General features: G+C 71.1%; 11 protein-coding genes. 6 read left to right on the plus strand and 5 right to left on the minus strand.

The window, feature by feature from the left end:
- Positions 1-283: 283 nt before the first annotated feature.
- Positions 284-2,578, minus strand: a complete 2,295-nt coding sequence (locus tag BJ998_RS22805; RefSeq protein ID WP_184864651.1) for a chitobiase/beta-hexosaminidase C-terminal domain-containing protein — start codon at positions 2,576-2,578, stop codon at positions 284-286.
- Between the two features lie 271 nt (positions 2,579-2,849).
- On the opposite strand from BJ998_RS22805, the gene BJ998_RS22810 reads away from it, so the two are divergent.
- Genes BJ998_RS22810 through BJ998_RS22820 form a run of 3 tightly spaced genes read left to right on the plus strand, consistent with a single transcriptional unit; the run spans position 2,850 to position 4,272 of the window.
- Positions 2,850-3,209: an effector-associated constant component EACC1 gene (locus BJ998_RS22810; protein WP_184864654.1), complete on the plus strand. Its 360-nt coding sequence runs from the start codon at positions 2,850-2,852 to the stop codon at positions 3,207-3,209.
- A 14-nt stretch (positions 3,210-3,223) separates the two neighbouring features.
- Complete coding sequence (locus BJ998_RS22815) at positions 3,224-3,682, plus strand: universal stress protein (protein ID WP_312890279.1); 459 nt, start codon at positions 3,224-3,226, stop codon at positions 3,680-3,682.
- Complete coding sequence (locus BJ998_RS22820) at positions 3,679-4,272, plus strand: pentapeptide repeat-containing protein (protein ID WP_184864656.1); 594 nt, start codon at positions 3,679-3,681, stop codon at positions 4,270-4,272. The genes BJ998_RS22815 and BJ998_RS22820 overlap by 4 nt, the downstream gene beginning before the upstream one ends.
- An 83-nt stretch (positions 4,273-4,355) precedes the next feature.
- On the opposite strand, the gene BJ998_RS22825 is transcribed toward BJ998_RS22820, so the two are convergent.
- On the minus strand, positions 4,356-6,641 hold the full coding sequence (locus BJ998_RS22825; protein WP_312890280.1) for a TNT domain-containing protein: 2,286 nt from the start codon (positions 6,639-6,641) through the stop codon (positions 4,356-4,358).
- Positions 6,642-6,931: 290 nt separating this feature from the next.
- Here BJ998_RS22825 and BJ998_RS22830 point away from each other — a divergent pair, with 290 nt between their 5' ends.
- The 3 genes from BJ998_RS22830 (at position 6,932) to BJ998_RS22840 (ending at position 9,277) form a co-directional block, all read left to right on the plus strand.
- Positions 6,932-7,792, plus strand: coding sequence for a bifunctional methylenetetrahydrofolate dehydrogenase/methenyltetrahydrofolate cyclohydrolase (locus tag BJ998_RS22830; protein WP_184864661.1), 861 nt, complete (start codon positions 6,932-6,934; stop codon positions 7,790-7,792).
- Positions 7,789-8,094 (plus strand): DUF3017 domain-containing protein, encoded by a 306-nt coding sequence (locus tag BJ998_RS22835; RefSeq protein ID WP_312890281.1) that lies wholly within the window; start codon positions 7,789-7,791, stop codon positions 8,092-8,094. The genes BJ998_RS22830 and BJ998_RS22835 overlap by 4 nt, the downstream gene beginning before the upstream one ends.
- 196 nt (positions 8,095-8,290) lie before the next feature.
- Positions 8,291-9,277 carry a malate dehydrogenase gene (locus BJ998_RS22840; protein WP_184864663.1) on the plus strand — a complete coding sequence of 329 codons (987 nt, stop codon included), beginning with the start codon at positions 8,291-8,293 and terminating at the stop codon, positions 9,275-9,277.
- A gap of 56 nt (positions 9,278-9,333) precedes the next feature.
- On the opposite strand, the gene BJ998_RS22845 is transcribed toward BJ998_RS22840, so the two are convergent.
- From BJ998_RS22845 to BJ998_RS22855, 3 genes are read right to left on the minus strand one after another with little or no spacing between them, the layout of a single operon-like run.
- Positions 9,334-10,524: a cytochrome P450 gene (locus BJ998_RS22845; protein WP_312890282.1), complete on the minus strand. Its 1,191-nt coding sequence runs from the start codon at positions 10,522-10,524 to the stop codon at positions 9,334-9,336.
- Positions 10,525-10,536: 12 nt separating this feature from the next.
- Positions 10,537-11,997: a sensor histidine kinase gene (locus tag BJ998_RS49220; protein ID WP_184864665.1), complete on the minus strand. Its 1,461-nt coding sequence runs from the start codon at positions 11,995-11,997 to the stop codon at positions 10,537-10,539.
- Position 11,998: 1 nt separating this feature from the next.
- A complete protein-coding gene (locus tag BJ998_RS22855) occupies positions 11,999-12,694 on the minus strand; it encodes a response regulator transcription factor (protein ID WP_312890283.1) in 696 nt (231 codons plus the stop codon).
- Positions 12,695-12,783: the final 89 nt, after the last annotated feature.

Here is a 12,783-nt window from a genome sequence, read left to right on the forward strand (position 1 = left end):
TGGACAGCCGGCGGTTCGACGGGCTGGACTCGTTGCGGCACAAGTGGTTCCGCTATTCATGACCACACTGATCGCCGCCGGGACCCGGAGCGCTACGCCGAGGGTCGCGAAAGGCCCACCCCTGGCCCGGACAGCCGAGTGACCGACCGGTGGCGGACGACCGAGGTGCCACTTGCGGTGGGACGCTGATGACTTTCCGTTGGCGACATCGGCGACCGCCATGCCGCCGTCGCAAGTGATCGACGGGGTCGACCCGCCGAAGCGGGCCGACCCCGTCAGCCGGTCACGGGTAGCTGACCACGTTGCTGGGCACGGTGCCCGAAGGCGTCACCGCGCCGGTGTCGTTGATGACGTGCGTGATGGTTCCCTGGTAGTTCAGCGAAACCGTCAGCAGGCTGTGGAACCGCACGCCGGAGTTGTTCGGGACTTCGAAGGCGTGGTAGGCGTTCACCGAGGGGTTGACGTTGAAGTAGTTGTAGCTGCCGAGACCCCACGCCTCGTGCGAGGTGACGCCTGCGCCGACCTTGTAGGCGGCGTAGCCGTTCACGCCGTTCGGCGCCATCCACGCCGCCTGGTTGGGCACGTCGTAGGGCATCTCGTTCTGGAAGAAGATGGTCCGGCCGCCCTGGCCGTTCCACGTGACCTCGTACTTCTGGTAGTGCTCGACGAACAGGCCGGTGGCCAACACGTTGTTGCCGTTGACGATCACACCGTTGTCGGCGGTGTTGGTGCCCCAGCCGACCGTGCCGCCGTTGCCGTGGTCGGCCCGCCACGCCCAGATGTGGTCGATCAACGTGTTGCCGCTGTTGACGATCAGGCTCGCGGTGGCCTTGCCGGCGATCTCGCCGCCGACCCGGAAGAACACGTCCTGGATGGAGGTCGGGTTGGACGCGTGGCTGGCCGAGGAACCGGACTGGCCCACCGTCAGCAGCGCGGCCGAGTTGGTCGTGCCGGCGTCGAACAGCAGGCCCTTGAGCCGCACTCCGTCCACATCGGACACCTGCATGGCGTTGACGCCGTTGTCCGGCACCAGGGTCGGGTAGCCGATGCCCAGCACCACGGTGTTGGCCTTGGTGACGTTCAGCGTCTGGTTGAGGTGGTAGACGCCCGGCGTGAAGAACAGGTTGCAGCCGGAGTTCAGCGCCGAGTTGATCGTGGCCGCGGTGTCGCCGGCCTTGACCACGTAGAACTGGCTCATCGGCACCGACGTGCCCGGGGTGCTGCCGTTGGCCCAACTCGGCCCGGAAGCGTTGGTACGCAAGGACGGCAGGAACACCCGGTACTTGCCGCTGCCGTCGATGTAGAGGTACGGCACGTCCCGCGACACCGGCGTGGTGCCCAGGGTCGTCTCCGGCGGGTTCGGGAAGGTGGTGGCCGGCGCGCCGTTCACGCCGGAGAACACCATGTTCCACACGCCGCCGGACCAGCTGCCGAAGCTGGAGTCGCGGGTGTACCACTGCTGCTGGGAGATCGACGCGGTCTGGCCGGACACCTTGGTGTCGGCGATGTAGCCGCCGCTGGCCCAGCCGTAGCTGGCCGGGTACAGCTGCAGGTCGCCGCGGATGTCCATGCGCCGGAACGGCGCCGCCTGCGCGACGGCCCAGCGGTCGCCGCCGGTGGCGTTGACGGCCATGTTCTCCGCGGAACGCCAGAAGTTCTGGGTGGCGTTGCCGGCGTCGGAGGGGTTGAACGCGTCGACCGTGACGTGCCCGTTGATGGTGACGTCGTCGGGGTTCTGGCCGAGGCCGGCGACCGAGGTGTAGAAGCCGACGTTGTCGTTCACCCCGTAGGTGCCGGGCTTGAACAGCTCGGCGACCCGCCGCTCGGCGAACTGCGCGGTCTGGGTGTCCTTCTGCGCGTTGAAGTCGGCGTCGAGCTGCGCCTGGATGCTGGCCGCGGACATGCCCGGGTCGAAGACGTGCACGTTCGGCCCGAAGTTCGGCGTGTCGGACTGGGTCGGGCAGGTCGCCGACGTGGTGCCGATGCTGTACGCGGCGCTGGCCACCGGCGAGTTCGCCATGCCGGCGGCCAGCGCGATCGCGTTCACGGTTTGGCTGGACGAGACCGTGATCGGGCCGGTGTACTGCGGCGAACTCGCCGTCGGCGTCGAACCGTCCACTGTGTACCGGATGGTCGCGCCGGAGGTGGCCGTCGAGATCGTCACCGTCTGGGCGGTGGCGTAGCTGCCGCCGGCCGGGCTGAACGTCGGCGCGGCGGCGGTCGGCGTGGTGGAGCCGCCCTGGGTGTAGCTGAAGTGCGGCGTGTCGTACTGGGGACCGTTCTTCTCGTACGTGAACCAGTAGTCCAGCACGGTGCCGGTGGACAGGCCGTTGACCGTCCACTGCCAGGTGCCGGCGTTGTCGGTCATCCGGACGTTCTGCTGGCCGAGGCCGGGCACGCCGGTGTAGTGCACGTCCACGTACTGCGAGGCCGTGGTCGGCGTGAAGGCGATCCGCGCCTGGCTGGCGCTGACCTGGGTGACGGCCTGCGTGTAATCGGTCGCGGCGACTGCCGGCAGGGCAGTCGTCGCGGTCAGGGCTACTGCACCGATCAAGGCGCGTAGCAGCAGTCTCCTCATCTGAGCACCTCCGAGCAGGGGCAGGGTCTGCCGGACACGACTTTGTGAGAGCGCTCTCAAGCGTCGTGACGATAGACCGCCCCGCCCGGGGTGCGGAAGAGTCAAGCCGGAAATTCAGGCCCCTGCGTCAAAAACGGCTGGCAGTGCGCGGGGCTCGTCGGGTCGAAGGCGTCGGGCCCGGCGTGGATACCCTGATCCGGCGGACGGCGTCGTGTCGCCCGATCGTACGAATCGGCCTGGTGTCCACTGTGGACGGTGTAATCTCCGACCGGTGACGACAGTCTCACTGACGCTGCACGGTGATCCCGAGGACGTCGACAGCCAGGCCCGCCAGCTGCGGACCGAACTGCTCGACCTGGACGTGGACAGCGCCGACTTCGCCGCCGGCGGGCCGGCGCCGGAGCTCAGCAAGGGCGCCGACGCCGACACGGTCAGCACGATCATCGTCGCGCTGACCACGTCCCCGGTGCTGGTCCAGCTCGGCCGGGTGCTGCGCGACTGGGTGCGCCGGGACGAGCGCCGCAAGATCGAGGTGCGCGACGGCGACCGCTCCATCGTGCTCACCAACACCACCGCCGAGGACAACAGCGCCGCCATCGAGGCTTTCTTCCGGCGCGAGCCAGGGGACTGACTACGATCCCTGGCGTGCAGGAAGACGCCGCCGTACCGGGGTTCGAGATCGGCAAGGACGGGGTCGGCAGCATCGTCGTCGGCGTCGACGGCTCGCCGCCGGCCGTGCACGCGGCCGCGTGGGCGGCCGGGCTGGCCCGCCGGGAGCGGGCCCGCCTCGTGCTGGTCTACGTCGAGCCGCTGGCCAGCGCCGCCTACTGGACGTCCATCGGCATGATCAACGCCGCCGAGGCCGCCAACGACTACGTGGCCGAGGTCCGGCGCGAGGCCGCCAAGTTCCTCGACCAGTTCAACATCGAGTGGGACCTGCTGCACCACCGGGGCGACCCCGCCACCGCCCTGGAGCAGATCGCCGAGGAGCTGCGGGCCGACTGCATCGTCGTCGGCCGGTCCCGGCACGGCGGCGGCCTGCTCGGCTCCGTGCCGAAAACCCTGGTCACGCGGGCGCACCGGCCGGTGGTGGTCGTCCCGTGAGCACCGAGACCGGCGAGGACTACGCCGACGCCGTGCTCACCGGGCAGACCTGGGAACGCCGCTCGTTCGAACGCTGCGACTTCACCGACGCCGACCTGCGCGACCTGGTCACCAAGGCGTGCACGTTCACCGACTGCGACTTCACCCGCGCCGACCTCGGCGACACCAGGCACACCGGCACCGCCTTCCGCGGCTGCACCTTCAACCGGACGGTGTTCGCCTCGTCCCGGTTCGAGGGCTGCACGCTGCTCGGCTCCACGTTCACCGACTGCCGGCTGCGGGGCTGCACGATCCGGGACACCGACCTGTCGCTGGCCGGGCTGGGCCGGATCGACCTGCGCAAGATGGACCTGTCCGGGCTGCGGCTGCGTGAGGCCAACCTGGTGGAGGCGGACCTGCGGGAATGCGACCTGCGCGAGGCGGACCTGTCCGGCGCCCGGCTGCTGCGGACCCGGCTGGAGGACACCGACCTGCGCGGGGCGCGGCTGGATTCCGACGGCCTGCGCCAGGCGCAGTTGACCGGCGCGCGAATCGACCTGGATCAGGCGGTGCGGTTCGCGGCCGCGCACGGATTGGTGGTCGAAGGCTGAGGGGGCGGCCGGTCCGCCGCCGCGCGGCCTGGTCGTCCAGAACTGAAACGGGCCGTGCACCCCGGTGCACGGCCCGTTCTCCGTCACTGTCCGGTCGGGGGCGGTGTGCCCTGCCGGACCTCGACCAACGTGCCGTCGGCCAGCAGCTCCTCGATCGACTTCGGCAGCAGATACGCGGTGCCGCCGCCGGGTTGCCCGAACCACGGCACGGCGACGCCGGCCAGGGCCTGCACGGGCTGCTGCAGCCGGTACACGTGGTACGGGCGGCTCACCCACTCCGGAACCAGCGAGCGCAGCGGGAACGGCGTGCCGCCGGCGTAGGTGAGGTTGCCGTCGGGCTGGCCGAAGCGGTCCACCTCGACGCCCTGCGGCAGTTCGATGACGCGCTTGCCGCGGAACAGCGTCAGCGGCGGCTCGCCCCGCAGCGGCTGGATCGGCCAGTCGTCGCCGCGCGGCGCCTGACCGTTCTGCTGCTGCGGCTGGCCGTTCTGCTGGCCCATCGGCGGCTGGTTCGGCGCGGCCATGGGCGGCAGCGGCGGCCGGTCACCCATGGGCGGCTGGCCGCCACCCAGCGGCGGCTGCGCCGGCATCGGCCGGGGCGGCGTCATCGGCGGCAGGCCCGACTCGGGGCGCGGCTCCATCCGGGTCGCCGGCTCGATCCGGGCCGACTCCGCCCGCGACGGCAGGTCCCGCGACGTGAGGTCGAGCGGCGGCAGATCCAACGGCGGCAGATCCGGCTGCTGCTCCGCCTGAGCCCGCGAAGGCAGGTCCATCGGCGGCAGGTCCGACTGGGCCCGTGACGGCAGGTCCAGCGGGGACATGTCCGGCTGGCCGCCGCGCGACGGGAGGTCCATCGGCGGCAGGTCCGGCTGGGCTCCCCGGGACGGCAGGTCCATCGGCGGGAGGTCCGGCTGGCCGCCCCGCGACGGGAGGTCCATCGACGGGAGGTCCGGCTGGGCTCCCCGGGACGGCAGGTCCATCGGCGGCTGCGGCGGGACCGGGTTCGGCGGGATCGGCACCGGCACCGGCGCGATGTCCACCGGCTCCGGCTCGGGCTCCGGCTCCGCGTGCTGCTCGACGTGCTCCTCCGCCGGCACCGGCCGGTTGAGCAGCAGCTTGCCCAGCAGGAACGCGGCGGCGTCGTTGTCGTCGTCGAAGAGCATCGGCGTGCTGAAGCCGTGCTCGTACCAGCCGACCTGCCAGCCGTCCTCGACCCGCTCCAGGTACCAGGTGTTCGGCGACGGCTCGCCGATCCGGTACACCGACGACGGCACGTTCAGCTCGTCGAGCAGCTCACGCAGCAGCTCGATGCTGGGCCCGCCGACCGGTTCGGCCGCGGGCTCCGGCTCCGCGTGCTGCTCCACGACCGGCCCGGGCTCCGGCTCCGGCTCCGGCTCGACATGCTGCTCGACGGCCAGCGGCTCGGGCTCCGGCTCCGGTTCGGGCGCCGGCGGCTCGGGCACCGACATCATCTGGGTGGCCGGCGGCTGCTGGGCCGGCACCGGGCGGCCGTTGGGGACCATGGTGCTCAGCAGCGCCACCGCCTGCCCGCGCGTCGGCTCGTCCACCTCGGGAGCCATGAAGTTGGCCGACCGGATGTGCTGCACCAGGTCCGGCTCGGGCGGCACGCCGTAGCGGGCCAGGTAGAAGATCACCGCCGCCGGCCAGATCCAGGTGCCGTCGGTGTGGAAGGCGAACGGGATGGACTCCGGGTTCTCGTGCGCCAGCCGGTCGCTGTCCATGCCCTGGGCGGTCATCACGACCGGCGCCGCCTCCAGGTAGTCCAGCACCTTGCCGACCTCGGCCGGGTCCAGCGGCGGCCGGTTCACCGTCGGCCGGCCGTCCGGGCCGGGGCCGTCGAAGATCCGGGCGGTGCGCAGCCGTCCGGGCTGCTGGCCCGGCTGCGGCGGCATCGGCGGCCGGGGCGGCTGCTGCGCCGGCCCCTGGAGCCGGCCGGCCAGCCACTCCGGCACGTTCTCCTCGGTGCGCGGGAAGAAACGCATCTCGTCGGTGTAGGCCATCGGCGGCGGCGGGTTCTTCCACTCCGGCTCGTCCCGGTCGAAGTCCAGGTTGTAGCTGGACGGCCGGTCGAGCTGGTAGCGGGCGTTGAACCAGGTGCCGCGGCCCTCGCGGTACATGCCGGCCCGCAGGCGCGCGAACAACGACGCGATGTCCGCGGGCGCGGTCCAAGCCCTGCTCTGGCCGTCCTGGTCGGTGACCTCGGCGGACAGCTCGAAGTAGCGGCCTGCAGCCCGGTAGTAGGCCCTGACCTGCTCCCAGTCCTGCGGAGCGGCCTTCATCAGGGCCAACCCGATCTGCTTGACCAGCGCGTCCTGTTCGACTGGGTTCAGCGGGGTCGGCTGTGACACACGCTCATCCTCTCGCGTTCCGTTGCGATCTGACACCCGCCTCACACCGGGTGTGGCCCAGACCTCCCTGCTCCTCGTCACGACCAGCATCGATGATTGTCCCTTGCGACGGCCAACGGGGGGCGAATGGCGCAATCGGGCGACGGTGAGTTATGAGATCAGTGGTCGTTCGGTCCGTTGCCTGGTCGAAGGGGTGGTTTCGGGCCGAGTTGCCGGTGGAGGTTGCCACATCGGCGCGAGCGACCTCGCCCCGCGCGGAACGCGCGGCACAAGCACGGCAGAATGACGTCGTGACCGCCACGATCCTCGACGGCAAGGCCACCCGCGACGCGATCTTCGACGACCTGCGGGTCAGGGTCGCCGCGCTCACCGCCAAGGGGGTGACGCCGGGCCTGGCCACCGTGCTGGTCGGCGACGACCCCGGCTCGCACGCCTACGTGCGCGGCAAGCACGCGGACTGCGCGAAGGTGGGCATCACCTCCATCCGCCGTGACCTGCCGGCCGACATCTCCCAGGCCGACCTCGAGGCCGTGCTGGACGACCTGAACGCCGACCCCGCGTGCACCGGTTACATCGTGCAGCTGCCCGTGCCCAAGCACCTCGACACCGGGGCGCTGCTGGAGCGGATCGCGCCGGCCAAGGACGCCGACGGGCTGCACCCGGTCAGCCTCGGCAAGCTCGTGCTCGGCGAGCCCGGCCCGCTGCCGTGCACGCCTAGCGGCATCGTCGCCCTGCTGCGCCGCTACGAGGTGCCCATCGCCGGCGCGCAGGTGTGTGTCGTCGGCCGTGGCGTCACCGTCGGCCGGCCGCTGGGCCTGCTGCTGACGCGGCGTAGCGAGAACGCGACCGTCACCCTGTGCCACACCGGCACCAAGGACCTCGCCGCCGAGGTGCGTCGCGCCGACATCGTCGTGGCCGCCGCCGGTGTCGCCGGCCTGATCACCGCCGACATGGTGAAGCCCGGCGCTGCGGTGCTGGACGTCGGCATCACCCGTACGGACGAAGGGCTGCGCGGCGACGTGCACCCCGATGTGCGGGAGGTCGCCGGCTTCCTGGCTCCCATGCCCGGCGGGGTCGGCCCGATGACCCGGGCCATGCTGCTCGCGAACGTGGTGGAGGCCGCCGAGCGCTCGCTCGCGGCGCAGTCGTGATCACGGTGACCGGCCGCCGCCGGTGGACCGAGGAGATCGGCCGCTACGCCCCGTTCGTGCTGGTCATCGCCATCGCCGCCGCCGGCATCGGGCTGATCTTCGCCTACCACTGGCGGATCGGCTCCGGCCTGATCGGCGGGTCGCTGCTGGTCGCCGCCGGGCTGCGGGCGCTGCTGCCGGAGAAGCAGCTGGGCCTGATCGCCCTGCGCCGCAAGTTCACCGACATCGTGTTGTACGGCGGCCTCGGCTTCCTCATCGTGTTGGTCGCCGCGACCATCATCGGCGGCCCCTTCGACCACTGACCCGGGGGTGGTCGTGGCCACGTCGAGACGCTGCTCACGGCCGGCGGTCGGCGATATCCGCTGCTTGGTAATCTGCGGCAACCGGGCGACGCGCCCGGTGCGCGGTCCCGGTGCTGAGGCCGCCGGACAGGACTCCTGCCGTGGTGGTCGCGCCCCGTGGACGTGATGCAGACTGCGGATCGGGAGGATCTTCCCTGTGGCACGCTCCGTCAACGTGACCGTCACCGGTGCGGCTGGCCAGATCGGCTACGCACTGCTGTTCCGGATCGCCTCGGGTCAACTGCTCGGCCAGGACACGAAGGTCCGACTGCGCCTGCTGGAGATCCCCCAGGCGGTCAAGGCGGCCGAGGGCACCGCCATGGAGCTGGAGGACTGCGCGTTCCCGCTGCTCGAGGGCATCGACATCACCGACGACGCGAAGACGGCGTTCGACGGCGTGAACGTGGCCCTGCTGGTCGGCGCCCGCCCCCGCACCAAGGGCATGGAGCGCGGCGACCTGCTGGAGGCCAACGGCGGCATCTTCAAGCCGCAGGGTGAGGCGATCAACGCGGGCGCGGCGGACGACGTGCGCGTGCTGGTGGTCGGCAACCCGGCCAACACCAACGCCCTGATCGCCCAGCAGCACGCGCCGGACGTGCCGGCCGAGCGCTTCACCGCGATGACCCGGCTGGACGAGAACCGCGCGTACTCGCAGCTGGCCAACAAGCTCCGCGTGCCGGTCACCGAGATCAAGCGCCTGGTGATCTGGGGCAACCACTCCGCCACCCAGTACCCGGACCTGTCCCACGCCGTGGTCGGCGACCGCCCCGCCCTCGAGCTCGTGGACGACCAGGAGTGGGTGGAGAACACCTTCATCCCGACCGTCGCCAAGCGCGGTGCGGCGATCATCGAGGCCCGCGGCGCCTCCTCGGCCGCCTCGGCCGCGAACGCCGCCATCAACCACATCCACGACTGGGTGAACGGCACCGCCGAGGGCCAGTGGGCGTCCATGGCCGTGCCGTCGGACGGCTCCTACGGCGTGCCCGAGGGCCTGATCTCCTCGTTCCCGGTGGTCTGCAAGGACGGCAAGTACGAGATCGTGCAGGGCCTGACCGTCAACGAGTTCTCCCGCGCCAAGATCGCCGCCACGGTGGCCGAGCTGGAGGAAGAGCGCGACGCGGTCCGCAAGCTGGGCCTGATCTGATCGCCATCTGAAAAGAAAGGCCCCCGCCGACAGGCGGGGGCCTTTTCACGACCAGGTCACCAGGCGACGGGCAGCGACGCGGCCCCGTACACCACGGACGTGTCGCGCAGCTTCACCTCGCCGGGCTCCACCGCCAGCCGCAGGTTCGGGAAACGGGCGAACAGCTCGCGGAACGCGATCTGCATCTCCACCCGGGACAGCTGCTGGCCCAGGCACTGGTGGATGCCGTGCCCGAAGGCCACGTGCGTGCTGTGCGTGCGGGTGATGTCCAGGATCTCCGGGTTGTCGAAGCGCGCCGGGTCGCGGTTGGCCGCCGCCAGCGAGCAGATCACGGTCTCGCCCTTGCGGAACTGCTGCCCGCCGACCTCGACGTCCTCCAGCACGCCCCGCATGGTGCCGAACTGCACCACCGACAGGTAACGCAGCAGCTCCTCGACGGCGTTGTTGACCAGCGACGGGTCCTCGCGCAGCTTGGCCAGCTGGTCCGGGCGCTGCAGCAGCAGGAACGTGCCCAGCCCGAGCATGTTGGCGGTGGTCTCGTGGCCGGCGATGAGCAGCAGCAGGCCCATCTCCGCGACCTCGTCGTCGGTCAGCGTCGGGTCCGACTCGAACAGGCCGCTGATCATGTCGTCGCCGGGCTCGGCCCGCTTGCGCGCGACCAGGCCGCCGACGTACTCGCGGATGGCCTCGCCGGCCCTCCGCGCCTCCTCGAACGGCAGCGACGTGTCCAGCAGCCGGGACGACCGCGCCTGGAACTCCTCGCGCTCCTCGTAGGGCACGCCGAGCAGCTCGCAGATCACCAGCGACGGGATCGGCAGCGCGAACTTCTCCACCAGGTCGGCCGAGTTCCCGGCCGTCTCCATGGCGTCGAGGTGGTCGATCACCATCTGCTGGATCCGCGGCTCCAGCGCCCGCATCCGGCGCACGGTGAACTGCCCGGTCAGCAGCCGGCGGTAGCGGCCGTGGTCCGGCGGGTCCATGCCGATGAACATGCCCGGGTTGACGTCCTGCCGCATGTCCTCCGGAATCACCCGCAGCGGGTTGGTGATGTTGATCGGCCGCGAGCTGAACCGCGGGTCGGCCATCACGAAGCGGACGAGCTCGTAGCTGGTCACCAGCCAGCCCAGGGAGCCGTCCGGCATGGCCAACCGGCTCACCGGCTGGTCCTCCCGCAGCTTGCGGTAGTCCTCCGGCGGGTCGAAGGGCGTCGGCCGCGTCGTCGGCAACGGTGTCGCCTCGATGGTCACTGTGGTCTCCCCTCACACATCGTCGTTCCCAGCCAACCGGGCCCGCCTGACCGCCGACTCCCACGAAGCTGACGAAAGCCTGACAGTGAAGGCGCTGCCTTCGCCCGATCGGGTGACCAGGTCCACCGAGCCGCCGTGCGCGGTCACGATCGAGCGCACGATGCTCAGGCCGAGTCCCGTCCCTCCGGTGCCCGGGCTCCGCGCCTGGTCGGCGCGGAAGAACCGCTCGAACACCCGGCCGGCGGTCGCCTCGTCCATCCCCGGTCCGTTGTCGGCCACAACCAATTCCACCCTGCCACGCTCGCCCGTGACGCGGACATCGATTTCCGTGCCCGAAGGGGTGTGCACCAGGGCATTGCTGATCAGGTTCTGCAGCACCTCGCGCAGCCGGTTCTCGTCGCCGGTCACCTCGGTCTCGCCGCTCACGGTCAGCTCGACGCGCCGGTCCGGCGCCGTGACCCGTGCGTCGGCGACGGCGTCGGCGGCCAGCACGCCCAGATCGACGGTTCCGGTAGCCGGCTCGTGCTGCTGGTCCAGCTGAGCCAGCAAGAGGAGATCGCCGACGAGGTCCTGCATCCGGGCCGACTCCTGCTGGATCCGGGACATCGACAGCGCGGTCAGCTCCTCGCCGGCCAACCCGTGCTGGTGCATCTCGGCCCAGCCGCGAATCGTCGTCAACGGGGTGCGCAGCTCGTGCGAGGCGTCCGCGACGAACCGCCGCAGCCGTTCCTCGGATTGCTGACGGGCGTCGAACGCCTCGTTCAGCGCCGCCGCGACCTGGCCGACCTCCGAGCCCTCGTTCGGCACGTCGATCCGTTGGTGCAGCTCGCCGGCGGCGATGCGGCGCGCGGTGCGAGCCATGTCCCGCAACGGAAGCAGGCCGACCTTGAGCACGCCGAAGCTCAGCAGCCCGATACCGGCCAACGCCACCACCGTCGCCGTCAACTCGAACAGCATCAGGCGGTTCAGCGCCTCTGCGGTCGGATCGAGGCTTTCTGCCAGCAGTGCGCTGGCGATGGTCACCGAGTGGCCGTCCGCGCCCATGTAGCGGACGTGCGTGCCGACGTCGAACATCTGCGCCCGGTATTCCGGTCCGCCGGCCGAGGGGAGCGTCGTCGGCTTCGCGGCGAAGTCCTTGCCCAGCACGGCCGGCAGCGTCGGCGGCGCGGCCGGGTTGCCCAGCGAATCCTGCGCGGGCGTCTGGTCCACGATCCGGCCGTCCGCACCGACCAGCACGACGACGTATCCCGGTTGGAGCAGCGCGGCGATGCTGTTCTTGGTGACCACGACCGAGGTGGTGTCGATCTGCTGCGTCACCCGTGTCGTGGTGTCGGCCAGCCACGCGTCCGCGCGGTCGCGGAAGTACACCTGCAGCGCCACGATCGAGGCCGCGTCCACGATGGCCATGCCCAGCGCCGCCAGCACGATCACCGCGCAGACCAGCCGCCCGCGCAGCGAGTTGGCGCGGCGCACCTCAGCCCTCCCGCAGGCTGTAGCCGAAGCCGCGGACGGTGTGGATCAGCGGCGTGCCGGTGGCGTCCAGCTTCTGGCGCAGCCGGGACACCACCTTCTCCACGACGCCGTCGCCGAAGTCGTGCCGCCACACGTGTTCCAGCACCTGGCTCTTCGACACCACCCGGCCCGCGTTCACCATCAGGTAGCGCAGCAGCCGGTACTCCGTCGGGGACAGCTCCACGACCCGGCCGTCCCTGGTCACCTGGCGGGTGGCCTCGTCCATCACGACGCCGCCGACGCTGAGCACCGGGTCCGCGCTGCGGCGGGTCCTGCGCAGCAGCACCTGCACGCGGGCCAGCACCTCGGGAATGCTGAACGGCTTGGTCAGGTAGTCGTCGGCGCCGGTGGTCAGCCCGGTCACCTTGTCCAGCACCGAATTCCGCGCCGTCAGCAGCAGCACCGGCGGCGCGTCCGGCTGCTCCGACACCCGCCGGCACACCTCGAAGCCGTCGATGTCCGGCAGCATCACGTCCAGGATGACCAGGTCCGGGTGCTCGGTGGCGACCAGCCTGAGCGCGTCGCGGCCGGTCGCCGCCGTGCGGACCTGGTAGCCGGCCAGGCCCAGGGTGGTCGCCAGCATCTCGGTGATGCCCGGCTCGTCGTCGACGACCAGCAGCTGCTGGCCCTGTCCGTACACCAGGGGCGGCCGTTCCACGCCGGCAGAACGAACCGGACCGGGCTCGCGTTCCGATGTGACCTGAGTCACTGCGTCGAACCGTCGCCGTGGATCACTCGTGTTCGCGG

The sequence above is a fragment of the Kutzneria kofuensis genome, from assembly GCF_014203355.1.
Lineage (GTDB): Bacteria > Actinomycetota > Actinomycetes > Mycobacteriales > Pseudonocardiaceae > Kutzneria > Kutzneria kofuensis.